Here is a 26,823-nt window from a genome sequence, read left to right on the forward strand (position 1 = left end):
TCTTCTTTTTATATTTTACACCATCCGACAATATTTTTGTATATTTTGTAATTAAATAGTTATCTTTAAATTTTAATTTATATATCAATAAAAAATAGCGATGCATCCTGCCATCGCTATTTTTTATCTATAATTATTTTTTGATTAAATAAATCTTCTTTTATATATGTGTTAATACTCAGATTCCTATACTTGTTATCTTTCATTTTCTTAATTATATCAAGTCCCAGTCCTCTGTCTCTACCTTTTGTGGAGTACCCTTTTATATATATATTATTTAAATCTGGTTTCAAATTATAGGAATTTGAAATTTCTATTATTATACTTTTATTATTCTCATTCATATTAATATTTATTATCTTATCCTTAGATTCTTCACTAGCCTCTATTGCATTATCTATTAGTATACCGAATATCTTACATATATCAACTTCTTTTATAATAAAGTCTTCTATATAATTTTCTATATTTAAATTAAAATCAATCCCTAAAGAACTAGCTTTTGATGCTTTTACATTTATTAATCCTTTCAGAGGTATATTCTTTATATTTATAATTCCATGAATATTGTTGTTTATATATTTGTCATTAACTAGATTTTCATAAAAGTATTTTTCTAATCCTTCTATATTCTTGCTAGCTATATAACCACTTATACACATTAAGATATTTCTATAGTCATGCTTAAAAACTCTCATATTCTCAAGAGATTCCTCTATCATGTTAGCATATAACTGAATATCCTTCTTTTGGCTTTTTTCCTTGTATAGCTTATCTACTATTAAATATATAAAATAACTTAAAAGTACACAACATATAAATAACAATATAGAAAACATTATAAACTTATTTAGATTTTTATCTATTTTTTCATAGTAATATATTATTACTGTAAATACCATTATTAAAAATACAATGTATATCGAAAATATTTTATCCATTTCATTATTATTAATATTACAGGATTTATTATAATGTCTATAGTTTCCCAAGTATTTAAATGTAAACCAAATTGAATATGTACATAAAAAAGTTAAAATAAATAAATAAACACCATACATTTAGCCCTCCTAATTAATTGTTATTAGTAGCATATTAATATATATTATATTATCTTTTAAATTATACGTAAATCTTTTTAGCGAATTTTGTATAAATATATATTTTTCAAAGAAATTTTAAAATAAAATTATATATTTTTGCTTACATAAAAAAATAGATAGCCATTGGCTATCTATTTATTCCCACTCAATAGTTCCTGGAGGTTTAGATGTAATATCATAAACAACTCTATTAACTCCATCAACTTCATTAACTATTCTGTTTGATATTTTTTCAAGTGCATCATAAGGCATCTTGTACCAGTCAGATGTCATTCCATCAGAAGACGTAACAGCTCTTAATCCTACTAAATGAGCATAAGTTCTCTCATCTCCCATAACTCCTACAGTCTTAACATCTGGTAATGTTGCAAATGCTTGCCATATCTTATCGTATAAATCATTATTTTTAAGTTCTTGCATATATATATCATCAGCTTCTCTTAATATATCAAGCTTTTCTTTAGTAACTTCCCCTATAACTCTTATTCCAAGTCCTGGACCAGGGAAAGGATGTCTAAATATTAAATATTCAGGTATTTCAAGCTCAAGTCCTAATCTTCTAACTTCATCCTTAAATAATTCTCTTAACGGTTCTATTATTTCAAACTCTATATCTTCAGGTATTCCACCTACATTATGGTGAGATTTTATAGTAGATGCTCCACTTTCTCCAGCTCCACTTTCTATAACATCAGGATATATAGTTCCTTGAACTAAAAAGTCTATTTTCCCTAATTTGTTAGACTCTTCTTCAAATACTCTTATAAATTCTTCTCCAATTATTTTTCTCTTAGCCTCTGGTTCAGATACTCCTGATAATTTGTTTAAGAATCTTTCTTGTACATTAACTCTTATTAAGTTCATCTTAAATTCTTTTCTAAATATCTGCTCTACTTGATCTCCCTCGTTCTTTCTTAAAAGTCCGTGATCTACAAATATGCAAGTAAGGTTATCTCCTATTGCCTTATGAACTAAAACTGCAGCAACTGAGCTATCTACGCCTCCGCTCAAAGCACAAAGTACTTTTTTATTTCCTACCTTTTCTTTTATCTCTTTTATCTTTTGATCTACAAAAGAATCCATAGTCCAACTACCACTTAAATTACATACTTTGAATAAGAAATTTTTTATTATTTCATTCCCCTGTATAGAGTGTTCAACTTCTGGATGGAACTGTACTCCATATAATTTTTTAGCTTCATTTTGTATTGCAGCTACAGGACAATCGTTTGTGTGAGCAATTATTTCAAAATTTTCTGGTGTTTTATCTATTAAGTCTGTATGACTCATCCAAGTTATATTTTTAGAGTCTACACCTTCAAATATTAAGCTCTCTTTATAGTTTATTTCTGTTTTTCCGTACTCTCTTTTATCTCCTCTTTTAACGTTACCGCCTAGAGTGTATGACATAATTTGAGCTCCATAGCATATTCCAAGTATAGGTATATTCATATCGAATATTTCTTTAGATATTCTAGGTGCTCCTTCTGCATATACACTAGAAGGTCCTCCTGTAAATATTATACCTTTAGGATTTTTTTCTTTTATTTTGTCTATAGAGTAAGTATATGGAACTATCTCGCAATATACATTACAATCTCTAACTCTTCTAGCTATAAGTTGATTATATTGACCTCCAAAGTCAACTATTAATACTAATTCCTTTTCCATATTAATTCTCTCCTTGTGCACTATAATTTGGTGCTTCTTTAGTTATTGTTACATCATGAGGATGGCTTTCCTTAAGACCAGCTCCTGTTATCTTTGTAAATTTGCCATTTTCCATTAATTTATCTATAGTTGGTGCTCCACAATATCCCATACCAGATCTTATTCCTCCTGCTAATTGGAATAGTATATCTTCAACATTTCCCTTATATGCTACCATTCCTTCAATGCCTTCAGGTACTAATTTTCTAGACCCTGTTTGGAAGTATCTATCTTTAGATCCTTTTTCCATAGCTCCTATAGATCCCATTCCTCTATATGCCTTAAAAGATCTTCCTTTGTATATTATATTTTCTCCAGGACTTTGTTCTGTTCCAGCAAACATAGATCCCATCATTACAACAGATCCTCCAGCAGCAATAGCCTTAACTACATCACCAGAGTATTTTATTCCTCCGTCTGCTATTATTGGAACATTATATTTTTTAGCAGCCTCATAACAGTCCATTATAGCTGTTACTTGGGGAACTCCTATTCCAGCTACTACTCTTGTTGTACATATTGATCCTGGACCTATTCCTACTTTTACACAATCTGCTCCAGCTTGTATTAATTCTTCTGTAGCTTCATAAGTTGCTACATTTCCAGCTATAACTTGAAGATCTGGATATTTTGATTTTATCTTTTTAACTCCTTCTATAACTCCTTTTGAATGTCCATGAGCTGTATCTAGAGTTACAACATCAACCTTAGCTTGTACTAAAGCATCTACTCTCTCCATCATATCATGTGTTATTCCTATAGCTGCTCCACATAGTAGTCTTCCACCTGAATCTTTAGCTGAGTTAGGATATTTAACTTTTCTCTCTATATCTTTTATAGTTATAAGTCCTTTTAAGTAACCCTCTTCATCTATTATAGGAAGTTTTTCTATTTTATTTTTTCTTAGTATGTTCTGAGCTTCTTCAAGAGAAGTTCCTTCTTTTGCAATTATTAAATCTTCTTTTTTAGTCATAACATTTTCTATTTTATTAGAAAAATTTTCTTCAAATCTTATATCTCTATTAGTTATTATTCCAATTAATTTATTATCATCATCCACTATTGGAACACCTGATATTTTGTATCTTCCCATTAATTCATCTGCATCTTTTATAGTATGCTCTTTACTTAAATAAAAAGGATCCACTATTAATCCATGTTCACTTCTTTTAACCTTATCAACCTCTAAAGCTTGTTCTTTAATTGTCATGTTTTTATGGATTATTCCTATTCCGCCTTCTCTTGCCATGGCTATAGCCATCTTAGATTCAGTTACTGTATCCATCCCCGCACTCATTAAAGGTATATTTAGTTTTATTTTTTTAGTAAGATATGTCGATAAATCTACATCACTTGGTAGTACATCCGATTTTTGAGGAATTAATAATACATCATCAAAAGTTAACCCTTCTTTTACAATTTTACTCATTTTAAATCCTCCTCCATTAATAGTATATTTTAAAAAAATAAGAGAACTAACACGTCTCTTATTCGAAGCTTTTTTATACGATTTTAGGTAAAAAAAATTCGTCTAATGCTATGCATTGACTCATTCCATCAACGCGTCTTACAGACCCCGTTGCTCAAAAATAATTAAAATTATGGTTTCTTAATCTAAGTTACCCACAATATCATTTTTTATAATAAATTAATATAAAAAAACAAGGACTTATATAATAATTTCTATAGAGCGAAATTATTATATAGGTCCTTGTATATCTATATTTATTTAATAAGCAAACTAATAGGGATACTCTCAGCCTACAAACTCACTTTTATATAAATAAATAGCCTATAAATAATCTCACGCATAGTCAGGAGTTTTAAGGTCCCCCGGTAGATACTCTCAGTCCATATCACTGAGTATATATGAGTGAATCTTGTTTTAACTTATGCTATATAATTTATCAAATATCTTTTTTATTGTCAATAAGTTTTAGTATACATCAGCATTTTCCAAATTTTCTGTCGTTTGATAATTTCTATCATTATATAGTTAAATACTTTTTCACTTCATATTTTATATTATCATACACATCTTTTAATGGGATATTGTATTTTTGAGCTATAATTTTGCATTCTTCATATTCAGGTGTATATTTTACTATTTTACCTTTATAATATGCAAGTTTTATAGATATATTACCATAGGTTGTTTTTATTTTTACAAATTTTCTATCTAAGACCACTCTCTTAAATTCATTAAACCTAATACCAAAAGTTGTAGTCTCTTTTAATATATATTCTATTATTTTATTTAAATTGTCCTTTTCGCATAATACACATAATTTAACTGCAGGTCTGTTCTTTTTCATATATATACTTTGAGTATATACATCAAGAGCTCCTATATTAAATATTTCTTCATACAAGTAAGAGTATATCTCTGAGTTCATATCATCTATATTAGCATTTATTTCATAAACTATGCTCTCTTTTTTTTTTGGCCAAGTATAACTCTTAACATATTAGGTATCTCAAACTTTTTATGTCCCATACCATACCCTATAGAATCTATTTCAAATTCTATATCATCTAAAAACTCATTACTCAAAGTTTTAACTATTGCTGCTCCTGTTGGAGTAGTTGTCTCTCCTTTTACAGAATTCATCTTAACCTTAGCTTTCTTCAATATCTCAACTGTAGCTGGTGCAGGAACTGGTATTACTCCATGATCACATTTTACAAACCCACTTCCAAGCGGAACTGATGAACAATAAATTTTATCTACGTCTATCATATCTATAAGTATAGCTGATCCAACTATATCAACTATAGAATCAGTTGCACCAACCTCATGAAAATGAACCTTATCAATTGTACTAGCATGAACTTTTGCCTCAGCCGTAGCTACTTGCATAAATATATTTTTAGCTATTTCTTTAGCGTTGTCGCTAATATCAGCATCATCTATTATCTTATATATATCATTTAAGTGTCTGTGATGGTGGTGATGTCCATCATGGTGATGCTCATGTGTGTGTTCTTTTATATTTACACAAACCTTAGTACCATTTATGCCATTTTCTTGTTTATTTTTTATAACAACCTCAAACTCATCATTCATATTAAGTTTATTAATTTCAGTTAAAAATTTATCTTTATCAAGCCCTAAATCCAAAAGTGCACCAAGAGTCATATCTCCCGAAACACCACATATACAATCAAAGTAAAGTATTTTTTCCATTTTGTCTTCTCCTTTAAAAGTTATAATTTATTTATCATACTAGAAAGATATCCAGCTCCAAATCCATTATCTATATTTACAACAGATATTCCAGAAGCACAACTATTTAACATAGTAAGAAGTGCCGATAATCCATTGAAATTAGCACCATACCCTACAGATGTGGGAACTGCTATTACAGGAACATCTACTAAACCTCCTATAACACTAGGAAGAGCTCCTTCCATTCCAGCTACTGCAATTATAACCCTAGCATTCATTAATACATCCCTGTTGTTTAAAAGCCTGTGAATTCCAGCTACTCCAACATCATATAGTCTTTCAACATCATTTCCTAGGAACTTTGCTGTATGATAAGCTTCATCAGCTACAGGTATATCAGATGTCCCTCCTGTAACTACTACTATTGTTCCCTTTCCTATATTTTCTATAGGCTTATTCTGAATTTTTATAATTCTACCTAATTCCTCATATTCACAGTTTGGATATATTTCTTTCAATTTTTCATAAGTTTCTTTTTTCGCTCTAGTTCCAAGTATATTAGATTTCTTTTCATACATTTTTTCTACTATACCTATTATATGTTCATCAGTCTTTCCTTCGCAATATATAACCTCAGGGTATCCATTTCTAATACTTCTGTGATGATCAACCTTAGCATAACCCAAATCTTCAAAAGGCAATGTTTTTAAATCTTCTAATGCTGTATCTACATCTACATTTCCTTCTTTTATATCTAAAAGTAAATTTTTCAAATTGTTAATATCCATTTTTTCACCTCTGCCTTAAACTTAAATTTCAAATTTTATTGAATATTTTATTTTTTTCACCATTTTCCTTTTTGTCAAAAATATGCAATAATTATAGTATAATATAATTTTAACACACTTTTTGCAAATATTTTAACATATTTAGGAGGTTTTTTAGATGAATGTAAATTTAATAGGAATTCCTTTGTTCTATGGATGCGATAGAAAAGGACCTGAAACCGCTCCAGATTTATTGAGAAACAACGCCATAAAACATATCATAAGTAAGCATGGTTATACAGTTTATGATTTAGGCAATCTTTATGTAAAAAAAGAAACAGATGAGAACAAATTCAAATCAAACAGCAATATGAAATATCTTGACTCTATTGTTGATGTAAATACCAACCTAGCTCATATGGTATATTCTTCACTTAATTCAAATAGTTTTCCTTTTATGCTTGGTGGAGACCATTCTTTAGGTCTTGGTAGCATATCCGGTGTTAGCAAGCACGATGATAAATTCGCAGTTATATGGATGGATGCACATGGAGATATTAATACTCACGAAACATCTAAAAGTGGAAATACTCACGGAATGCCACTTGGAGCTTGCATGGGATTTGGTCACGAAAAACTTACTAACCTATATTTCAAAGGTCAAAAAGTAAAGCCTCAAAATGTATTTATATTAGGAGCTAGAGATTTAGACGAAGGCGAAATAAACCTTATAAAACAAAATAATCTTAATGCTTATTCACCTGAATATATGAAATCAAAAGGCCTTAAAGAAATAGTATCTTCTATCATAAGCACTCTAAGGCAAAATAATATAGATAAAGTTCATTTAAGCTTTGATATGGACTTTATAGATTCTAAATTCGTTCCAGGTACAGGCACTCCAGTAGACAGTGGATTTAATATTGAGGAAACTAAGACTATACTAAAAGAAATACTGGAATCTAAGTTAGTTAAATCTATAGATTTCGTAGAATTCAATCCTAATTTAGATAAGGAAAACAAAACTTTAAATCTAGCTATAGACTTAATAGACTTTATGTTTGAAAACTTAAAGTATTAGAATAATTAGGGATGCTATATTTGCATCCCTAATATACATATATCATCTTCATACTCTTGATTTTCTTTAAATAATACCAATTCTTCATTTATATCATCTATAATCTCATTTATATTTCTACCTAATCCACTATTTATTATTTCAAAAACCCTATCATTAAATTCACGCCCACAATTATTTTTAGTTTCCATAAGACCATCTGTATAAAATAAAACTTTATCCCCTTGTCTTAATTTAATTTTATGGGATTCAAATTCTAATCTATCAAATACACCTAGCATCATTCCCTTACTTTCTTTAATCTCTATGTACTTATTCTCCCTTATAATCAGAGGATATGGATGAGAACACCTTATATATGTAAATTCTCTAGTCTTATTGTTATAAACTCCATAAAAAGCTGTTAAGTACATATTTTCTGCAACATTTAGTATCTTTTTGTTTATATTTTCCATCAATTTATCAGGTGTATACAACAAATCTTTACTAGTTTCAATTATGGCCTTTACCATTGTAGTTATCATAGCAGCAGCTATTCCATGCCCAGATATATCACTTATGAATATACCCACATTATTCTCATCTATATTTATAAAGTCGTATAAATCACCTCCAACCTCATATAAAGGTTTGTACACAGCGGTTAACTTTACCCCATTATATATAGGTGTTTTATCTGGTATAAGGCTTTGTTGAACATTTCTAGCAATAGACAATTCCTTTTTTATCTTATCATTATAATTTTGTATAATTTTATTATTTCTTTCAAGCTCTAATTTTCTATTTTCAATCTCAGTTATATCATCTAATATTACAAGTACCATATCCTCATCATTATATGTCATATGCTTTGTTGTAAACTGAAGATGTTTTTCGATAGAGTTATCTTTAATATAAAAATTTCTATTCATAACTTGCTTTAAGGTATTCTCTTTATCTTGGAAAGCCTTCGTTATAGCTGTTCTTACACAGCACTTACCACAGTTTGAAGTATTTCCACATTCCTTACCTTCTTCAACTGCATAAAAGCATCCTATAACATTACCACATAGCCCATTTAATATTTCACTATCATGTTTATTAAACAAAACCCTAAATGTATCGTTAAACTCTTGTATTCTTACGTTTTTATCCACTAAAAATATAGCAGATGTTATATTCTCAAATAAATTATTTAAAAAAGTGTTAGACTCTTTCAACTGACTTATGGATAATTTCATATTTACCCCCTAATAATTATCATAGCTTATTTTAACATAAAAAAAATCTTTATTCTAAAATCTATTTAAATTTTTAAGAACTAAACTTAAAAATGAAGGTTATTAAAATGTTAGCTATTTTTGATTAATATTTTTCAATGAAACTTAGATTGTGTTGTTTAAATATCCGTTAAGAAAGTTCTTGTGTTTGAGCAAAGCGAGTTAAAGAACTTTTAGGATATTTAATAAGACACAGTCTATAGTTTCATAAAAATATTGATTAAATAGCGGTATTTTAATAACCTTCATTTTACGCTTATATGAAAAAAAGAAGACCCTAAGGTCTTCTTAAATTACATCATCGGCATTCCGCCACCCATTCCACCTGGCATAGCTGGCATAGGATCATCTGATTTAATATCAACAACAGCAGCTTCTGTTGTTAAGAATACAGCAGCTACAGATGCTGCATTTTGAAGTGCTGATCTTGTAACCTTAGTTGGGTCAACAATTCCAGCCTCTATCATATTAGTATAAGTTTCATTAAGAGCATCAAATCCAATCTCCACATCAGAGTTTTTAACGTTCTCAACTATAACTGCTCCTTCAAGTCCGCAGTTAGTAGCAATTTGCTTTAATGGCTCTTCAAGTGCCTTTCTTATTATCTTAGCACCTATTTTTTCTTCACCTTCAAGAGTTTCAATTAATTCTTCAACTGCAGGTATAATGCTAACAAGTGCAGTTCCTCCACCTGATACTATCCCTTCTTCAACAGCTGCTCTTGTAGCATTAAGTGCATCTTCTATTCTAAGTTTCTTTTCTTTAAGCTCAGTTTCAGTAGCAGCTCCAACCTTTATTACAGCTACTCCTCCAGCAAGCTTCGCAAGTCTTTCTTGTAATTTTTCTTTGTCAAACTCAGAAGATGTCTCTTCTATTTGAACTTTTATTTGATTCACTCTATCTTTAATTTCTACTTCATTACCAGCTCCATCTACTATTGTAGTCGTTTCTTTAGTAACTTTAACAGTAGAAGCTCTACCTAACATAGATAGTTCAGCTTCCTTTAAATCAAGTCCTACTTCTTCAGATATAACTTGACCTCCAGTAAGGATTGCTATATCTTGAAGCATTGCCTTTCTTCTATCTCCAAATCCAGGAGCTTTAACAGCTACAACCTCAAATGTTCCTCTTAATTTATTAACTACTAAAGTAGCAAGCGCTTCTCCTTCTACATCTTCTGCTACTATAAGAAGTTTTTTACCTTGTTGTACTATTTGCTCAAGTACTGGTAATATTTCTTGAATGTTATTTATCTTTTTATCTGTAATTAATATATATGGATTATCTAAAACAGATTCCATCTTCTCAACATCTGTTACCATGTAAGGAGATAAATATCCTCTATCAAATTGCATACCTTCAACTGCATCAAGCTCTGTTAACATAGTTTTAGATTCTTCAACAGTTATAACTCCATCTTTTCCTACTTTTTCCATAGCATCTGCTATAAGCTTTCCTACTTCTTCATCTCCTGCAGAGATAGCAGCAACTTGAGCTATAGACTCTTTGTTTTCTATGTGTCTTGAATTTTCGTGTAATTTAGAAACAGAAACCTCTACAGACTTTTGAATTCCTTTTCTAATAAGTATCGGATTAGATCCAGCAGCTACATTCTTTAGTCCTTCTCTAATTATAGCTTGAGCTAAAACAGTAGCTGTAGTAGTTCCATCTCCCGCTACATCATTAGTCTTAGTAGCTACCTCCTTAACAAGTTGTGCCCCCATATTTTCATATGAATCTTCAAGCTCTATTTCTTTAGCTATTGTTACACCATCATTAGTTATAAGTGGTGATCCAAATTTTTTATCTAATATAACATTTCTTCCTTTTGGTCCTAAAGTAACCTTTACAGTATCTGCAAGTTTATTAACTCCTTTTTCTAACGAACGTCTTGCTTGCTCAGCAAATTTAATTTCTTTAGCCATTAAAAACCCCTCCTAATTATGTTTAATTTTTACAATTTATTCTACAACCGCTAATATATCATTTTGTCTTAAAATAGTATACTCTTCGCCTTCTAGTTTAATCTCTGTTCCAGCATATTTAGAAAATATAACTTTATCTCCAATTTTAAGTTCCATTTGGACTTCTTTACCATCTACAACTCCTCCAGGTCCTACTTCTACAACCTCAGCCATTTGTGGCTGCTCTTTTGCACTTCCTGGTAAAACTATACCACTTTTAGTTTTTTCTTCTGCTTCTAATTTCTTTATAACTACTCTATCAGCTAATGGCTTGATTTTCATTATAACCCCTCCTTATAATATATATTGTATATTTTCCCTTTTAGCACTCACTTAACATGAGTGCTAATTATAATTATAATATATCGAATTTACGCTAATATTTCAAGAGTTTTCATTAAGTATTTATTTACTTTTTTCACGTATTTTCGTAAATATATTGTAGTATTGTGTTTATACGTAAAAAAACTAAAAATATGTCTATGAAATTAGCTTTATTTCATAGACATATTTTTATAATACAGCAGAGAATAATCTTGCAGCTGACTCTTTTATTTTTTGAAATACAGATCTATTGATATAATCTTCATACTTTATTTCTTCACTATTTTCTATATCCTCCATAAAATCTTTTTCAAGTCTTTTAGTAACTTTTTCATCATATATAAATCCATTTACTTCAAAGTTAATCATAAAGCTTCTAAGATCCATGTTAGCACTACCTACAGAACATATATCATCATCTATTATCAGTATCTTTGAATGCATAAATCCTTTTTTATATAAATATACTTTTCCTCCCGTTCTTAATATATCCTTAAAATACGAAGATGATGCTAAGTGAACTATTTTATGGTCTGCTATTTGAGGAAATACTATTCTCACATCTACACCACTTAAAGCTGCTGTTTTTAGAGCCATTAATATACTTTCATCAGGTATAAAATACGGTGTTTGTATATATATTCTCTTTTTTGCCTTTGATATAGCACTAAAATACGCTTGATGTATTACTTCCCAATCAGAATCTGGACCACTAGCAGCTATTTGAACTATACTATCTCCTTTATAAGATATGGATGGGAAATACTGTCCATCGAATATTCTATTTTTAGTAGCAAAATACCAATCTAGTAAAAATGTAAGCTGCAACATATAAACAGATTCACCTTTTATCTTCATATGTGTATCTCTCCAGAATCCGAATTTTTTATTTTTTCCTAAATATTCATCCCCTATATTTATACCTCCTGTATATCCTATTTTCCCATCTATTACAACTATCTTTCTATGATTTCTATAGTTTAATCTTCTATTCAAGAAAGGAATCGTCGATTTTAAAAATGGATATATTTCTATATTGTGCTCTCTCATATCACTAAAAAACTTTCTATCAAACCAAAATCTCCAACAACCTACATCATCATAAAGTATTCTTACTTTCACTCCTTCATTTGCTTTTTTTATTAATATATTTTTTATTTTGTCTCCTATATCAGATTTTTTTATAATATAGTACTCCATATGAATATGATGCTTTGCCTTTCTTAAATCTTTTATCATCTCATCAAATTTTTGATTTCCATTAGTTAGTATTTTTATACTGTTATTGAGTGTAAACGGGATTCTTCCAGTATTCAATAACAAACTCATAATACTCTTGGAATTATCCATACTACTATCATTAAATATAATATTGTCAATTATAGCTTGCTTTTCTACAAACAATAGATTATCAAATTCTTTTATATTATTAAATAAGTCACTAACCTTTATATCTGAAAATATCTTCTGAGTCTTAAATATCTTCTTACGCCTCACATTCTGTCCACAGAACATATATATTATAAACCCACCTATTGGGAATACTACAAAAATCAAAAGCCACGCTATTGTCTTAGAAGGATCTCTATTCTCCATGAATATTACTAACGATACTAACACCGCAGATACTGTGAATAATATTCCAAATGCCCATATTATAGTGTCTATTATGTCAATCACCTCCTATTTCTTACCTATTCCAAGCTCCCTTGCATAGTAAAATAGATATTGCTGAGCAAATCCAGATAAATCTGAAAATTTATTTATTCCATATTCTCTTATTTTTTTTAAACTAAGATTTTCATTCACATAAAATTCTTCCATTACTCTTTTTACCCATACATCTACTGGAAATGAATTGTACTTTTCCATAGAGAATAACATTATGCAGTCTGCAACCTTTGGCCCTACTCCACAAAATTGTAAAAGTCCCTTTTTACACATATCGGCATCTAAATTCTTGTATTTATATATAGATTCCTTATCAGTATTTATTTCAAAAGTAGTATCTTTTATATACTGATCTCTAAATCCAGTTCCACATTTTCTTATCTCTTCTTGCGTTAGAGAGTTCATCTTTTCAATAGTTGGAAATGCATAGTGCTTTTTACCTTTATATTCTCCTATATATTCACCATAATTCATAGATAAATTTTCTATTGCTCTTTTTATCATAGATATCCTGTTATTAGCTGATATTATAAATGATATCAATATTTCCCATTCATCTTGATTAAGTATTCTTATACCATATCCAAATTTCACAGCTTCATTTAAGTATTTATCCATTTGAGATAATTTTTCTTTTATTCTAGAATAATCTCTATCCAAGTCAAAATACTTATACCATATATTATGAAAATCTGCTAGATTTGTATTATTAAAATACACTAAATTTTCTTCTTTTTTCACATTTAGTATTTTTTTAAATGCAACTCCAGTATACGAACCGTCATCTTCTTCATTCCATCTAAAACATTGCCCACACTCAAATATATGTTTAGGCTCAAAATCTTTCATACCTTCAACTAAAACTGAATTATTTTTTTCATATATTTTCATAAATATCCATCTCCTCACTATGTACTCATACAGTTAATTTACCCAAAAAACTTATTTTTAAATTTAAAAATTTACATTTAAAATTGTGTTCATTAAAATGTTAATTATATATATTTAAAAAATAAAAAAGGAATTTAGAAATAATACGTAGAATATAATATTCAGTACAAGGTGCCTTTAATAGGATAATAGGGAATTAGGTTAAAATCCTAAACGGACCCACCACTGTAATGTGAAGCTATATCTATATATCCACTGGTTTATTCTGGGAAGGACGATATGGTGATGAAGCTAAGTCAGGAGACCTACCTTGTATAGTTGATACGGATGACGGTAAAGTCCATATCTTTAATTTTTGATGCCAAAAATTAAAGATATGGACTTTTTGAGTTGTATAATTTATTTAGACATAAAAGGGGGAAATAAAAATATGAAGCTTTTAAACGAAACAATTAATTCTATAAGTAAAATCGACAGAAAATGTATGGATTTAGCTCAACAAAGATTGGATAGTTTTTTTAAACCAGTAGGAAGCCTTGGTAAATTAGAAGATATATGCGTGCAACTATCTGGTATCTATAAAAAGACCGATTTTGATACTTCTAAAAAAGCTATACTAGCATTTGCAGCTGATCATGGTATATATGAAGAAGGTGTCGCTCCAGATCCTCAAGAAATTACAAAACTACAAATTCCTAATTTTGTGAAAGGAGTTAGCGGAGTAGGTTGTTTAGCAAAAAGTGCAAATGCAGATGTAATTGCAGTTGATGTAGGCATAAACTGCGATGATTCAATAGATGGAGTTTTAGATTATAAAATAAGAAAAGGGACTTCTAATATGGCAAAAGGTCCTGCCATGACATACGATGAAGCTATTCGCTCTCTAGAAATAGGTATTGAATTATCTAACAAACTTATCAATGATGGATATACAGTACTCGGGATAGGTGAGATGGGAATTGGAAACACATCAGCGACTAGTGCTATAATATCAGTATTTGCAGATTTAGACCCTTTAGATGTTACAGGCATGGGAGCTGGGCTGAATAGTGATTCTATAATAAAAAAAGCAAGCACAATAAAAAAAGCCATAAATATTAACAATCCTATTAAAGAAGATCCTATAGATGTATTATCTAAGGTAGGAGGCTTTGAAATAGGTGCTATGGCCGGAGTTATACTAAGCGCAAGTAATAATAATATTCCTGTTGTATTAGACGGTTTTATTTCTTATTCTGCTGCTATTATTGCATATACTCTTAGTAATACTGCCAAAGAATATATGATCGCATCTCATTTTTCAAAAGAAAAAGCAAGTAGTACAGCTCTTGATCTTTTAAAACTAGAACCTATGCTTTATATGAATATGCGCCTTGGCGAAGGAAGTGGAGCAGCTCTTGCCTTTAACATAATAGAGGCTGCTAACTATATGTATAAAAATATGGTAAAGAGAGATGAAATTTGTAGTATTGTTTAATTATTTATACGAAAACTTTTTCTAATGACTCTTTTAGTCTATCTGGGTGTACAGGCTTTATTATAAAGTCTGTCGCTCCACTTTTTATAGCTTCAATAATCTTTTCATGTTGCCCTATATCAGATATCATTACAACTTTTGCATCTTCATCAATCTTTTTTATCTCCTTTAATGCTTCTATCCCATTCATTTTTGGCATAGTTATATCCATAGTAACTATATCAGGCTTTAGTTTTATATACTTTTGAATAGCTTCTTTTCCATCACAAGCTTCTCCTATAACTTCAAATCCAAGCTTTTGCATATTATCAAATAGAAAATTTCTCATAAAAGTAGCATCATCTACTATTAATATCCTCATTTTTTCACCCTTCCTTAACCTCTAACTAGAACTATTTTACCATTTTTTTCATAAGAATTCAATCTAAGGTTACAATTTAGCCAAATGTATCATTTTGATATAAGTACATTTCATTATGTCATAATTTAGAAAAGTATTTTTGCTCAAGTTTTGTAGAATTAACTCTATTTTTTTGATACAATACTGTAGATATTATTTTTAGAAGGTGATTTTAATAATGAAAAATATAAAAAAAGGAATTTTTATTTCTATAGAAGGACCTATAGGAGTTGGTAAAACTACTTTATCTAATATACTTAATTCGCATTTCAACTCTCATCATTTAAGAGAAATAGTTGAAGAAAATCCTTTCTTGTCTCATTTTTACACTAACATTAAGGAGTATGCTCTTCAAACAGAATCATTTTTCTTTTTTAATAGAGTGAAACAATTGGAAGATATTGAAACAGTTATTAAACAAGGTAAGATTGTAATCAGCGATTATAATATAATTAAAAACTTAATATTTGCAGGTCTTACACTCAATAAAAAACAATTCCATAAATACAAACAAGTCTATGATATATTCGTAAATGGTCTACCTCAATCAGATATAATAATTTATCTTAACTCTAGTACAAATACTTTAATGAAAAAAATAGCTCTTAGAGATAGAAATTTCGAGAGACAAATGGATAAAAATTATATAGATAACCTCAGAGAAGAATATGAGTATTATTTTAATAAACGATCTTTAAAACACTATTTTGGTGAAAAAACACCTATTATAATTAATGTAGATAATACAAATATGGACTTTATAAACTGCCAAAAAGATAGAAATTGGATTATTGAACAAGTAGAAAACAGTATTAAAACTTTAGGGGGCATCTAATGTTAAAACTCATAAATAACAACACTTCATCAATACCTAGAGATACAAATGAAAATATATTTATTACGGTAGCAGGGAATGTAGGAGCAGGTAAGTCTACTATAACAAAGCTATTATCTCAAAAACTTAATTTAAACTCTCACTTTGAAAAAGTAGATGACAACCCTTATTTAGATGATTTTTATACAAATCAAGAACAATGGGGATTCCATCTTCAACTATACTTTCTAGCTCAACGATTTAAACAACAAAAATCAATAGCATCAAACGGATTCAGCAATATACAAGATAGAAGTATATATGAAGATGTTGAAATATTTGCAAAGTCTTTATATGACAACAATAAAATGAGCAAAAGAGACTTTGAAACATATAGAGATTTGTTTTACGATATGATACCTCACTTAAAAAAACCAAATCTTATGATATATCTAAACGGTTCTATTGACACTATAATAGATAGAATAAACCTAAGAGGTAGAGATATGGAAAAAAGAGTTCCTATAGAATACTGGGAAAATCTTCATTTGAGATATCAAGAATGGATAAATAACTATACAGATTCTCCTATATTATACGTAAACATCGACAAAGTTGATTTAATCGAGAACCCTGGACAGTTAGATATTATAGCTGATGAAATAAAAAAAATATTAAATTTATAAATATTAGTTAACTTGTAAATGCTATTCATAGATCGAAAATTATATACTTTGTTATAGCATGAAAAAGATGCTTATAGATTCTATAAGCATCTTTTTCATTTAAGTAAATTATCAATTTTTCTATTCATATAAAGATATTCGATCTCATTACTATTTAAGTTACATGCTTTTATTCCATTTTCTATTGCCATATTGATAACATCATCTTCTTTTATCCCAGATTTTATTAAATGATTCATCTCATCAAATGTTCCTTGCACATGTCTTACATTATAACATCCACTGTCACTTCCTACAGCTATTTTCACTCCAACTTCATGTGCTAGAGCTACTGAATGTAAATGTTCTTTATACACCCTATCTATTACATTACAATGATCTTTAAATTTATTATCTCCTTGTCCCAAATTTCCAAGGGGTGATAATGTTGGTATCCATATAATATTTTTCTCTGCCATTTTGTAAATTTCTCTATCTTTTATAAAGTACCCGTGTTCTATAGTATCAACGCCACACTCAATAGCCATATCGATTCCATATGATGAATTAACATGAACCATAACAGGTATTCCATTGTATTTTGACATCTCTACCATATACTTAAGTTCTTTTTTATTAAAAAATATCTTGGTGCAATCTGTATACTCTTTAAAATCTACAAGACCACTCAAAACTATTTTTAAATGGTCCAATCTTTTCGACTTTAAATAATCAAATAGATTTTTAAAGTCTTCTAAGTCTCTAACAGGTGACCCTAAGAATTTACCATACATACCTTTTTTATAAACTGCTTTTACAGGAGATTTGAATATAATTTTTTCTTCTTTTGCTATTTCTCTAGCTATACAAGATATTTCTAAATCATCTCCACCATCTCTTAAAACATAAATTCCCCTTTTTTTATATTCTTTAAACCTTTTTCTTATAATTTTTTCTATTTCTTCTATTTTCGATAATGCTCTAGCTTTTTTGAAATCTATTCCATCAAGAGATATATGTATGTGACAATCTATCATATTTTATTCCCCCTTTAAACATATTTCCCGAGAAATACAAAACTCGTCTAATTCGACGTATTGACTCATATCGCCAACATCCATCATGACTCTGTTTCTTAAAATAGTTGATCCTGTAGTACTTTTAGTAATATTATTCTCAAATTTAAAGTCCTATAATTTCTTTAGATTAAAAAGACGACTTAAAATCTTTTAAGTCGTCTCTTTTTTTATTCTTCTTTAAGATGTGATCCCTGCATTAAAAATGTCAATACTTGTTTCGCTTCTACTTCATCCTCAACTTCTACAACTATTTCATTCGGATTTTCGTTAACTATATACATAGCTCCTATTATAGATTTTGCATTTACAGAATATTCCCCAGCCTTCAAGTAAATCTTACCTTTTAACTTAGATACGAATTCTACAAACCTATTTATATCCTCAACCTTCATAAAAGTTACTCTCATTTTATTTGCTCCTTTACTATTTATTTGTTTCAATTTAATTATAATGAATATATATCCGAAAATTCAATATTTATTTTTTCAACCAAATTATTATTATAACTACATTCTTCCTCAATTTCATAATTATTATTAAAATTATTACAAGGAATCTTTATGAATGTTTGAGTACCTACACCCACTTCACTTTTCACCCATATCTCTCCATTATGTTTTTCTACTAAAGATTTCACAAGAGATAATCCAACTCCACTTCCTTCATGCTTTCTTTTTAAAGATCCATCAACCTGAGTAAACCGATTGAATATAGTATCTATTTTATCCTTTGGTATTCCTATCCCATTATCCTTTATAGTTATAAGCATATAATCAATTTTATTATATAAATTTACCCATATACATCCACCTTTATCAGTATTTTTTATAGAATTTGATAATATATTTAATATTACTCTTTCTATTATATCTGCATCACAAAAGATTATTTTTTCTTCTATATCAGTGTCAAATATTATATCTATTTCATTTAATTTTGCAAATTCTACTACTGATTGAGTTATACTCTCTATTATATTTATAATATTATAATTTCTATATCTAACTTCAAAAGAGTCATATTCTATTTTTGTAATATCAATAATATTATTTATAAGTCTTAATAATCTAAAGCAGTTTTGCTTGCCCATATCTATATATTTGTTAAATTTTTCAGGATTTATCTCTATACAATCATCTTTTTTGTAAATATTTAGCAATTGAATAGTTCCAAGTATTACATTTAACGGTGTTTTAAATTCATGTGATATATTACAAAAAAATTCAGTTTTTATTCTATCGTTCCGAATGGTTCTTGCTAGTAGCTCTTCATTCTCTTCTATTATCTTTAATAATTTATCGCTATGCTCTTTTCGCTGTGTTATATCCCTAGCTATAGATAATATTACTTTTTCATTATTAAACTCAAATAAATGCCAGTTTATTTCAACCGGTATTTTATCTCCATTTTTAGTTATATGAATAGTTTCATATGTTATACATTTTAACTCATTTAATTTCATCAAAGCTTCTTTGTACTTATCGTGTGACTTATCATCTCTTATATCATATGGAGTCATATCTAATAATTCTTCTCTTGAATACCCCAGTCTTTCACAAGCACTTTCGTTAATTTCTATATATCTATCCATACAGTCATCATATAATTGTATAAGAGCTATAGCATCTCCTGCATTATTGAATAATGCCTTAAATTTTTCTTCACTCTGCTTCAGACTTATTTGATTTTCTTTCATCTCCGTTATATCTGTGTAAGTTCCCATAAATTTTATTATTCTATCATTTTCATCCCATATACCTTGTCCTCTATCTAATACCCATATATATGTTCCATCCTTTTTTTTCATTCTATATTCTAGTATATATTTATCTATTTTCTTATCCATATAATCATATGTTGTTTTAAATACATAATCATAATCATCTGGATGTATCAATTTAAACCAATTATCTTCTGAATTAGATAGTTCATAATCTTCATACCCTAGTATAGATTTCCATTTATATGGCAATAATATATGATTTTTATCTGCATTCCAACACCATAGACCACCCGTGGTATTATTTATTGCAAATTTATATTGTTCCTCATTTATTTGAATCTCTCTTTTCAAATCGCTAATTATTCTAATATATTTTTCTATTAAAATATAAATAACTATAGAATTTACAGCTATGAATATATTGTATTTCATATATCCAAACATTATAAACTTATCTATACTTTTAAAATTAGAATTTATTATATAGTTACTCACATAAACAAGTGTATTTGCAATAATAATATATATACACATAACTTTAATGGCATACATTCTTTCTTTTTTTATGCTAGTCATTAATATCCCCCTAATAATATGTACTAGATTCTGTCGAGTTCTTCATTTTAAATAATACCATATAAACCATAATATTACATTATATAATAAAATTTTTATCCCTTTTTACTTAATTTTTTATGTGTATAAAGTGTTTATTCTAAATATTTTAAAGATATACTTTTTTTATTATTTTTTGGAACTAAAAAAAATCAGATAGAGTAAGATTACTCTACCTGATTTGAAATTTATTATTAGTAGTTTCCTTGAGCCACCATTGCATCTGCAACTTTTAAGAATCCAGCTACATTAGCTCCAGCAACTAAGTTATATCCAAATCCATACTCTTCAGCAGCAGCCTTAGCATTTTCATGGATATTTATCATTATAGCATGAAGCTTAGCATCTACTTCTTCTGTAGTCCAAGCAAGTCTCATACTATTTTGAGACATTTCAAGTGCAGAAACTGCAACCCCACCAGCATTAGCAGCTTTAGCAGGTCCTACTATTACTCCATTTTCTAAGAAATAGTCAACAGCTTCATTAGTACATGGCATATTAGCACCTTCACAAACATACTTAACTCCATTTGCTACTATTGCCTTAGCATGCTCTATAGTAATATCATTTTGAATAGCACAAGGCATTATGATATCAACTTTTTGTCCCCATGGCTTTTCTCCAGCTACGAATTCGCATCCAAATTTATCAGCGTAATCTTTAACTCTTGCACCTTTGTTCTCTTTTAACATTTCTACTAAGTAGTTTATTTTTTCATCAGTTACGATACCATCTTTATCGTAGATATATCCATCTGGTCCAGAAAGTGTAACAACCTTTCCTCCAAGATCTCTAACTTTTTGGCATGCTCCCCAAGCAACATTACCAAATCCAGAAACTGCAACAGTTTTTCCTTTGAAAGTATCTCCTACATGCTTTAATATTTCATTACAGAAGTAAGTCACTCCAAATCCTGTAGCTTCAGGTCTTATTAAACTTCCTCCATATGGAAGTCCTTTTCCTGTAAGAACTCCATTTTCAAAAGCTCCTTTTATTCTTCTGTAGTGTCCATATAAGTATCCGATTTCTCTTCCTCCAACACCGATATCTCCAGCTGGAACATCTACATCTGGTCCTATATGTCTGTAAAGCTCAGTCATAAAGCTTTGGCAGAATCTCATTATTTCTTCATCTGATTTTCCTCTAGCATCGAAATCAGATCCACCTTTTCCTCCTCCTATAGGAAGTCCAGTTAATGAATTCTTAAATATTTGCTCAAATCCTAAGAATTTGATTATACCTATGTAAACTGATGGATGGAATCTAAGTCCTCCTTTGTAAGGTCCTATAGCTCCATTAAATTGAACTCTCATTCCACGGTTAACTTGGATATTACCAGCATCATCAACCCAAGGTACTCTGAACACTATTTGTCTTTCTGGCTCAGTTATTCTTTCTAATATGTTAGCTTTTATATATTCTGGACGTTTTTCTAAAACTGGAGATAAAGTATTTAATACCTCTTCAACAGCTTGTAAAAACTCAGGCTCTGCACTATTTCTTTTCGTAACATTTTCCATTACACTAGCTATATAATCTTTAGCACTTAAAACTTCTCTTGACATTTAAGGAAACCCCCTCTTTTTAATATTAATCATTTGATCACTCTGACAAAGTTGTTATTTGTCGAATCGGGGAAAATGTTTTCCCACTCCTTGAATAAATTATAACATACTAAAATTTAACTTGTAAACATATTAAATGGTTATTTATTTTTTAACAAATATCTACAATATGTATATTTATACTTTTAACGCTTAGAAGTGTTGTAGTTTCTAGTATATTCATTATTTTTGACTGTATATCTTCGCATTTTCTTAACATTCCGACTATTTCAAGTTTAACTTTTATGTCTATTTTTATGCCTGATTTATTGTGTTTTATATCTATAGTTCCCACTTGACATACATCTTCAAATTTAGTCATTTCATATGAAACAATTTGCCTTATAGCTTTTTGCGATATGTAATATTTTCCCATGTAGCTAAAAGTAGGCCTTATAATAGTTTTTTCAAATTCTTTTATCTCGCTATTTTTGTCCTTGAACAATAGCTTAATTGGATTAGTAAAAAGACCCGAAAAATGTTTTTTTACTTCAAAAGTTGGCAGAGGTATTATATGGATACCTTTTTCCATCCTACTTTTTTTAGCCTCATCCATTTCTTCTTTTGTCGCTATATCTTCCATATTTATTTTTTTATAAATATCAGGTAACTCTAATCTATTGGCTATTTTATGTATCATCTTCCAAGATGTACCTATTATTAATATGCTTCTAACATCATTATCTTTTATAACTTGTATCATATTCCTTCTATGATCTGGATTTTCAAATATAGCTCTCTTAACTGCCTCCATCTTAGTAGAAGCATTTTTAGCTGATATACCAGTTACTATACAGTTCTTATGTATAAGAATGCCATCATCTATTATATAATCTATATTATTTTTATAAGCTATACTTAAAGCTCTATAACTCTTTCCTGTGCCACTAGGACCGCAAAGTGCATATACCTTCATATTAATACCTCTCTTTAATTCTATAATATATCTATTATAACCTTATCTGGATATGTTTTGCTTATTTTTAAATATCTATTTTTTATATTTTATATTTTCTTCATGATATTGATTCAATACTTTATCAAGCCTTTGACTTATTTCAATTATTTGAGGATGCATAGTAGAATCTTTTTTAGATATAAGTTCATGCATATCATTTCTTAATTGTTCTATTTCTAACTTTATTTCATTTAATTGATTCATAATAGACCCTCCTTTAATTTAAAAATATATATTATAACTATATATACCCTTAAAGCAGAAATTCAATCGTAAATATTTGAAAATTCTAAAAACACAAAAAGTAAAGGTTATTAAAATATCACTTACTAATTAAAGTAACCTTATTTTAATAACCTTTATTTTCGATTAACTAATAGTTAGATTTCTATTTTTAAGATACCTTACACATATCTCTACTAGCAACTATATTAACTCCTGTACCTAATGCATTTTCAATAATTACATCGCCAACCATTACAGGTGCTTCAATCTCAATATCATCAAGTAGTTCCATAAGCTCAAATATAAGCTCTTTTGGTATTGAATCACTGGTTTTTACAGGTACTAATCTTAAAGCCCCATACTTTATCTTAACTGTAGTTGTAACCATTCTCTTAGGAGCTGTCATTTCTTCTACTCCGTATTTTTCTCCTCTTTTGCATGTATTTCCTGTAATTGTATAAGTTTCATCTTTATTTTTTTTAACTGTCATTCTACAACCAACAGGACATACTATACAAGTAATATTTTTTTCCATCATTAAGCCTCCTCTACACAAACACTGATATTGCCTTTTAAATTTTTGACAATTTCTGCACTTAATTTTAAGTTTTCCATCTCTGAAGGTATCATATGAGGTCTTTTCTTTTGAAGTATTATTTCATCCCCATCTCTAACAACTATTTTTCTGTTAGTATATATATTTCTAACTCTCATAAATAGATTAACTTCTTCCCCTAGTTTAGTATCTATTTGTTGCGGTACTATATACCCTATACCATCTCCTGCTTCAGTATCTATAGTTTCATTATTTTCTGTTTTGTTTAAAACATATAAAGCAGCATTTCTTCCTGCTATTCTACTTTCCTTAGTTACAAAGTCAACTAGGTCATGGACATGGACAACATTCCCACATGCAAATACTCCATCTACATTAGTCTGCATTTTATTATTTACTACAGGACCTTTAGTTGTATTGTGAAGTTTGACTCCTGTGTCACTTGAAAGTTCATTTTCAGGAATAAGACCTACTGATAATAATACTGTGTCACACTCTATTTCTCTAGCAGTTCCATCTATCGGATTTCTATTTTCATCAAGTTTTGATATAGTAACTCCTGTAACCCTGTCCTTTCCATGAACATAAGTTATTCCATGTTGCAATAAAAGAGGAATATCAAAATCATCTAAGCACTGAACTATATTTCTAGTAAGCCCACTTGAATGAGGATTAACTTCGACTACAGCCTCTACCTTAGCTCCTTCTAGAGTCATTCTTCTAGCCATTATGAGCCCAATGTCTCCAGAGCCGTATATAACTACTTTTTTACCTACCATGTACCCTTCCATATTCATGAATCGTTGAGCAGCTCCAGCTGTATAAACTCCTGCTGGTCTATACCCAGCAAGATCTATAGCTCCTCTTGTTCTTTCTCTACATCCCATTGCAAGGATTATAGCAACAGCTTGAATATCTATAAGTCCTTTTTCCCCAAGTGCTATTATTTTCTTGTCTTCTATGCTAAGTACCATAGTATTTAGCATATAATCTATATCATTTTCTTCTACCATTTTTATAAATCTTGTTGCATACTCAGGTCCTGTAAGTTCTTCTTTGAATTCATGAAGACCAAAACCGTTATGGATGCATTGATTAAGTATTCCTCCCAGTTCTCTATCTCTTTCTATTATTAATACCCTATTAGCCCCATGCTTTTTCGCTTCAACAGCAGCTCCAAGCCCTGCTGGTCCTCCTCCAACTACAACAACATCATATTTCAATCTTCTCACCCCTTGATTCTTTTACTTTTCCTAATATCATTTTAGAATTTTCATAGTCTTTTAAAACATCTTCCATATCTAAATCAAGCTCTCTAGCTAATATTTCAACTACCCTAGGCCCACAAAATCCACCTTGACACCTTCCCATACCTGGTCTTACTCTTCTTTTTACTCCATCAACAGTTCTAGCCCCAGCTGGTCTATGGATTGCATCTATTATCTCAGCTTCTGTTGTAGTTTCACATCTACATATGATTTTTGAATGTCTTATATCCTTTTCAATAGCTTCTTTTCTCTCTTCATGAGTCATATGAGAGAATGGCTTATCTTTTTTTCTATATGGATTAAAATCTTGTTTTATTTCAAGAGTTAATCCTTCTTCTTTCAATATATTTATTACATACTCAGCTATAGCTGGTGCTGCACTAAGTCCGGGAGATTCTATTCCTCCAACATTTATAAATCCTCGTGCTTTATTTGATGCAAATATCATAAAATCCTTAGTATTAGGAGTTGCTCTAACACCTGAAAAAGATGTTATAGTTTTTGAAAAATCAATATTTGGTATGCTTTTCTTAGCATTCTTAGTTAAAAAGCTCAAACCATCTTTTGTTATTGATACATCTTCTGGATTTTCAACCTCTTCAGCAGTAGGTCCCAAAAGTACATTCCCATGTACAGTAGGTGTAACCAATACGCCTTTACCTTTTTTAGTCGGGCATTGAAATAATACATGATTTACAAGATTTCCTTCAGATTTATCTAAAACTTTGTATTCTCCTTTTCTACTTATAATGTAATATTCTTCTCCGCCTATCATATTGTTTATCTTATCAGCATATAATCCTGCTGCATTTATAATATATTTAGCTTGTATATTTCCTTTTTTGGTTTCTATATTAAAGTATTCATCTTTAGTTATATTAGTAACCTCCGATTCTGTATTTAGCTTGACCCCATTCATAATAGCATTTTCCATTAAAGCAACAGTTAAGTTAAATGGACAAACAATTCCAGCACTTTTACATCTAAGCGCTCCTATTACCTCATCATTTATATTAGGCTCTACCTGTTTAACTTGATCTTTATTTAATATTTCAAGACCTTTAACCTTGTTTTCAATACCTCTTTTATAAAGATATTTTACAGTCTCCATTTCTTCTTCAGAAAATGCAATAACTAAAGATCCTATTCTCTTAAAATGAACATCCAGTTCTTTACATAAATCTTCATACATCTCATTTCCTTTAACATTAAGCTTTGCTTTTAAAGTTCCATCCACAGCATCATAACCACCATGAATTATTGCACTATTAGCTTTTGTGGTTGCCTGACAAACTTCAACTCCTTTTTCTAATACAATTGTGTTCAAATTGTACTTCGAAAGCTCTCTCGCTATACTTGCTCCTACAACACCAGCCCCTATTACAGCTACATCAAACATATTTTCTCCTCCTTATTCTGCAATCCTTAATTATTGCTTAAGCTCATATATATTTTTTCAAAATTCACATCTAATTAAAGTAAAATATCAGAAACTTAGAA

23 protein-coding genes, 1 pseudogene and 2 riboswitches are annotated in these 26,823 nt (G+C 29.4%); of the genes and pseudogenes, 4 read left to right on the forward strand and 20 right to left on the reverse strand.

Annotation, left to right across the window (positions count from 1 at the left end; all coding sequences use genetic code 11):
* Nucleotides 1-116: 116 nt before the first annotated feature.
* The 5 genes and pseudogenes from Tmeso_RS07710 to larB all read right to left on the reverse strand — a co-directional run bounded on the left by Tmeso_RS07710 (nucleotide 117) and on the right by larB (nucleotide 6,770).
* Nucleotides 117-1,061, reverse strand: coding sequence for a sensor histidine kinase (locus tag Tmeso_RS07710; protein ID WP_099189877.1), 945 nt, complete (start codon nucleotides 1,059-1,061; stop codon nucleotides 117-119).
* A 177-nt stretch (nucleotides 1,062-1,238) separates the two neighbouring features.
* Nucleotides 1,239-2,774, reverse strand: a complete 1,536-nt coding sequence (guaA, locus tag Tmeso_RS07715; protein ID WP_099189879.1) for a glutamine-hydrolyzing GMP synthase — start codon at nucleotides 2,772-2,774, stop codon at nucleotides 1,239-1,241.
* 1 nt (nucleotide 2,775) lies between these two features.
* Nucleotides 2,776-4,242, reverse strand: a complete 1,467-nt coding sequence (gene guaB / locus Tmeso_RS07720) for an IMP dehydrogenase (RefSeq protein ID WP_099189882.1) — start codon at nucleotides 4,240-4,242, stop codon at nucleotides 2,776-2,778.
* A 362-nt stretch (nucleotides 4,243-4,604) separates the two neighbouring features.
* A riboswitch (purine riboswitch) is annotated at nucleotides 4,605-4,706 on the reverse strand.
* Nucleotides 4,707-4,801: 95 nt separating this feature from the next.
* Nucleotides 4,802-6,000: pseudogene (gene larC, locus Tmeso_RS16820) on the reverse strand (nickel pincer cofactor biosynthesis protein LarC).
* Nucleotides 6,001-6,020: 20 nt separating this feature from the next.
* A complete protein-coding gene (larB, locus tag Tmeso_RS07730; protein ID WP_099189884.1) occupies nucleotides 6,021-6,770 on the reverse strand; it encodes a nickel pincer cofactor biosynthesis protein LarB in 750 nt (249 codons plus the stop codon).
* A gap of 157 nt (nucleotides 6,771-6,927) precedes the next feature.
* On the opposite strand from larB, the gene rocF reads away from it, so the two are divergent.
* Nucleotides 6,928-7,830, forward strand: coding sequence for an arginase (rocF, locus tag Tmeso_RS07735; protein WP_099189886.1), 903 nt, complete (start codon nucleotides 6,928-6,930; stop codon nucleotides 7,828-7,830).
* Nucleotides 7,831-7,844: 14 nt separating this feature from the next.
* Here rocF and Tmeso_RS07740 read toward each other — a convergent pair whose 3' ends face one another.
* The 5 genes from Tmeso_RS07740 to Tmeso_RS07760 all read right to left on the reverse strand — a co-directional run bounded on the left by Tmeso_RS07740 (nucleotide 7,845) and on the right by Tmeso_RS07760 (nucleotide 13,939).
* Nucleotides 7,845-9,050, reverse strand: a complete 1,206-nt coding sequence (locus tag Tmeso_RS07740; RefSeq protein ID WP_099189888.1) for a SpoIIE family protein phosphatase — start codon at nucleotides 9,048-9,050, stop codon at nucleotides 7,845-7,847.
* A gap of 332 nt (nucleotides 9,051-9,382) precedes the next feature.
* Complete coding sequence (groL, locus tag Tmeso_RS07745) at nucleotides 9,383-11,014, reverse strand: chaperonin GroEL (protein ID WP_099189890.1); 1,632 nt, start codon at nucleotides 11,012-11,014, stop codon at nucleotides 9,383-9,385.
* Nucleotides 11,015-11,050: 36 nt separating this feature from the next.
* Nucleotides 11,051-11,335: a co-chaperone GroES gene (gene groES, locus Tmeso_RS07750; RefSeq protein ID WP_099189892.1), complete on the reverse strand. Its 285-nt coding sequence runs from the start codon at nucleotides 11,333-11,335 to the stop codon at nucleotides 11,051-11,053.
* Nucleotides 11,336-11,566: 231 nt separating this feature from the next.
* Entirely contained in the window at nucleotides 11,567-13,057 is a 1,491-nt protein-coding gene (cls, locus tag Tmeso_RS07755) for a cardiolipin synthase (protein ID WP_242967893.1), read from the reverse strand.
* Between the two features lie 3 nt (nucleotides 13,058-13,060).
* Complete coding sequence (locus tag Tmeso_RS07760; protein ID WP_099189894.1) at nucleotides 13,061-13,939, reverse strand: DNA-3-methyladenine glycosylase family protein; 879 nt, start codon at nucleotides 13,937-13,939, stop codon at nucleotides 13,061-13,063.
* 152 nt (nucleotides 13,940-14,091) lie between these two features.
* Nucleotides 14,092-14,266, forward strand: a riboswitch (cobalamin riboswitch).
* Between the two features lie 103 nt (nucleotides 14,267-14,369).
* On the opposite strand from Tmeso_RS07760, the gene cobT reads away from it, so the two are divergent.
* Nucleotides 14,370-15,416: a nicotinate-nucleotide--dimethylbenzimidazole phosphoribosyltransferase gene (gene cobT / locus Tmeso_RS07765; protein ID WP_099189896.1), complete on the forward strand. Its 1,047-nt coding sequence runs from the start codon at nucleotides 14,370-14,372 to the stop codon at nucleotides 15,414-15,416.
* Nucleotides 15,417-15,420: 4 nt separating this feature from the next.
* Here cobT and Tmeso_RS07770 read toward each other — a convergent pair whose 3' ends face one another.
* Complete coding sequence (locus tag Tmeso_RS07770) at nucleotides 15,421-15,777, reverse strand: response regulator (protein WP_099189898.1); 357 nt, start codon at nucleotides 15,775-15,777, stop codon at nucleotides 15,421-15,423.
* A 217-nt stretch (nucleotides 15,778-15,994) separates the two neighbouring features.
* Between Tmeso_RS07770 and Tmeso_RS07775 the strand changes: the two genes are divergently transcribed.
* Together Tmeso_RS07775 and Tmeso_RS07780 are read left to right on the forward strand one after the other, a co-directional pair.
* On the forward strand, nucleotides 15,995-16,651 hold the full coding sequence (locus Tmeso_RS07775; protein WP_099189900.1) for a deoxynucleoside kinase: 657 nt from the start codon (nucleotides 15,995-15,997) through the stop codon (nucleotides 16,649-16,651).
* Nucleotides 16,651-17,316, forward strand: a complete 666-nt coding sequence (locus tag Tmeso_RS07780) for a deoxynucleoside kinase (RefSeq protein WP_099189902.1) — start codon at nucleotides 16,651-16,653, stop codon at nucleotides 17,314-17,316. Before Tmeso_RS07775 ends, Tmeso_RS07780 begins: the two co-directional genes overlap by 1 nt.
* Nucleotides 17,317-17,411: 95 nt before the next feature.
* Here Tmeso_RS07780 and Tmeso_RS07785 read toward each other — a convergent pair whose 3' ends face one another.
* The 9 genes from Tmeso_RS07785 to Tmeso_RS07825 form a co-directional block, all read right to left on the reverse strand.
* Nucleotides 17,412-18,332, reverse strand: a complete 921-nt coding sequence (locus tag Tmeso_RS07785; RefSeq protein WP_099189904.1) for an amidohydrolase family protein — start codon at nucleotides 18,330-18,332, stop codon at nucleotides 17,412-17,414.
* A 209-nt stretch (nucleotides 18,333-18,541) separates the two neighbouring features.
* Nucleotides 18,542-18,781: an HPr family phosphocarrier protein gene (locus tag Tmeso_RS07790; RefSeq protein ID WP_099189905.1), complete on the reverse strand. Its 240-nt coding sequence runs from the start codon at nucleotides 18,779-18,781 to the stop codon at nucleotides 18,542-18,544.
* A gap of 38 nt (nucleotides 18,782-18,819) precedes the next feature.
* Nucleotides 18,820-20,673 (reverse strand): sensor histidine kinase, encoded by a 1,854-nt coding sequence (locus Tmeso_RS07795; protein ID WP_099189907.1) that lies wholly within the window; start codon nucleotides 20,671-20,673, stop codon nucleotides 18,820-18,822.
* 233 nt (nucleotides 20,674-20,906) lie between these two features.
* Nucleotides 20,907-22,277 carry an NADP-specific glutamate dehydrogenase gene (gene gdhA / locus Tmeso_RS07800; RefSeq protein WP_099189909.1) on the reverse strand — a complete coding sequence of 457 codons (1,371 nt, stop codon included), beginning with the start codon at nucleotides 22,275-22,277 and terminating at the stop codon, nucleotides 20,907-20,909.
* A gap of 151 nt (nucleotides 22,278-22,428) precedes the next feature.
* The gene (locus Tmeso_RS07805) at nucleotides 22,429-23,232 is read right to left on the reverse strand and encodes an Asp23/Gls24 family envelope stress response protein (protein WP_099189911.1); all 804 of its coding nucleotides are present in this window, start codon (nucleotides 23,230-23,232) and stop codon (nucleotides 22,429-22,431) included.
* 75 nt (nucleotides 23,233-23,307) lie between these two features.
* Nucleotides 23,308-23,478 (reverse strand): aspartyl-phosphate phosphatase Spo0E family protein, encoded by a 171-nt coding sequence (locus tag Tmeso_RS07810; RefSeq protein WP_099189913.1) that lies wholly within the window; start codon nucleotides 23,476-23,478, stop codon nucleotides 23,308-23,310.
* A 190-nt stretch (nucleotides 23,479-23,668) separates the two neighbouring features.
* Nucleotides 23,669-24,034, reverse strand: a complete 366-nt coding sequence (locus Tmeso_RS07815) for a DUF1667 domain-containing protein (RefSeq protein ID WP_099189915.1) — start codon at nucleotides 24,032-24,034, stop codon at nucleotides 23,669-23,671.
* Between the two features lie 2 nt (nucleotides 24,035-24,036).
* On the reverse strand, nucleotides 24,037-25,278 hold the full coding sequence (locus Tmeso_RS07820) for an NAD(P)/FAD-dependent oxidoreductase (RefSeq protein ID WP_099189916.1): 1,242 nt from the start codon (nucleotides 25,276-25,278) through the stop codon (nucleotides 24,037-24,039).
* Nucleotides 25,268-26,722, reverse strand: a complete 1,455-nt coding sequence (locus tag Tmeso_RS07825; protein ID WP_099189918.1) for an NAD(P)/FAD-dependent oxidoreductase — start codon at nucleotides 26,720-26,722, stop codon at nucleotides 25,268-25,270. Before Tmeso_RS07825 ends, Tmeso_RS07820 begins: the two co-directional genes overlap by 11 nt.
* Nucleotides 26,723-26,823: the final 101 nt, after the last annotated feature.

The organism is Tepidibacter mesophilus (assembly GCF_002724055.1).
Lineage (GTDB): Bacteria > Bacillota > Clostridia > Peptostreptococcales > Peptostreptococcaceae > Tepidibacter_A > Tepidibacter_A mesophilus.

Bases quoted from the DNA above. Each gene is read 5' to 3' on its own strand.
- Tmeso_RS07710 (WP_099189877.1), bottom strand. From the start codon at position 1,061: ATGTATGGTGTTTATTTATTTATTTTAACTTTTTTATGTACATATTCA.
- guaA (WP_099189879.1), bottom strand. From the start codon at position 2,774: ATGGAAAAGGAATTAGTATTAATAGTTGACTTTGGAGGTCAATATAAT.
- guaB (WP_099189882.1), bottom strand. From the start codon at position 4,242: ATGAGTAAAATTGTAAAAGAAGGGTTAACTTTTGATGATGTATTATTA.
- larB (WP_099189884.1), bottom strand. From the start codon at position 6,770: ATGGATATTAACAATTTGAAAAATTTACTTTTAGATATAAAAGAAGGA.
- rocF (WP_099189886.1), top strand. From the start codon at position 6,928: ATGAATGTAAATTTAATAGGAATTCCTTTGTTCTATGGATGCGATAGA.
- Tmeso_RS07740 (WP_099189888.1), bottom strand. From the start codon at position 9,050: ATGAAATTATCCATAAGTCAGTTGAAAGAGTCTAACACTTTTTTAAAT.
- groL (WP_099189890.1), bottom strand. From the start codon at position 11,014: ATGGCTAAAGAAATTAAATTTGCTGAGCAAGCAAGACGTTCGTTAGAA.
- groES (WP_099189892.1), bottom strand. From the start codon at position 11,335: ATGAAAATCAAGCCATTAGCTGATAGAGTAGTTATAAAGAAATTAGAA.
- Tmeso_RS07760 (WP_099189894.1), bottom strand. From the start codon at position 13,939: ATGAAAATATATGAAAAAAATAATTCAGTTTTAGTTGAAGGTATGAAA.
- cobT (WP_099189896.1), top strand. From the start codon at position 14,370: ATGAAGCTTTTAAACGAAACAATTAATTCTATAAGTAAAATCGACAGA.
- Tmeso_RS07770 (WP_099189898.1), bottom strand. From the start codon at position 15,777: ATGAGGATATTAATAGTAGATGATGCTACTTTTATGAGAAATTTTCTA.
- Tmeso_RS07775 (WP_099189900.1), top strand. From the start codon at position 15,995: ATGAAAAATATAAAAAAAGGAATTTTTATTTCTATAGAAGGACCTATA.
- Tmeso_RS07780 (WP_099189902.1), top strand. From the start codon at position 16,651: ATGTTAAAACTCATAAATAACAACACTTCATCAATACCTAGAGATACA.
- Tmeso_RS07785 (WP_099189904.1), bottom strand. From the start codon at position 18,332: ATGATAGATTGTCACATACATATATCTCTTGATGGAATAGATTTCAAA.
- Tmeso_RS07790 (WP_099189905.1), bottom strand. From the start codon at position 18,781: ATGAGAGTAACTTTTATGAAGGTTGAGGATATAAATAGGTTTGTAGAA.
- Tmeso_RS07795 (WP_099189907.1), bottom strand. From the start codon at position 20,673: ATGACTAGCATAAAAAAAGAAAGAATGTATGCCATTAAAGTTATGTGT.
- gdhA (WP_099189909.1), bottom strand. From the start codon at position 22,277: ATGTCAAGAGAAGTTTTAAGTGCTAAAGATTATATAGCTAGTGTAATG.
- Tmeso_RS07805 (WP_099189911.1), bottom strand. From the start codon at position 23,232: ATGAAGGTATATGCACTTTGCGGTCCTAGTGGCACAGGAAAGAGTTAT.
- Tmeso_RS07810 (WP_099189913.1), bottom strand. From the start codon at position 23,478: ATGAATCAATTAAATGAAATAAAGTTAGAAATAGAACAATTAAGAAAT.
- Tmeso_RS07815 (WP_099189915.1), bottom strand. From the start codon at position 24,034: ATGGAAAAAAATATTACTTGTATAGTATGTCCTGTTGGTTGTAGAATG.
- Tmeso_RS07825 (WP_099189918.1), bottom strand. From the start codon at position 26,722: ATGTTTGATGTAGCTGTAATAGGGGCTGGTGTTGTAGGAGCAAGTATA.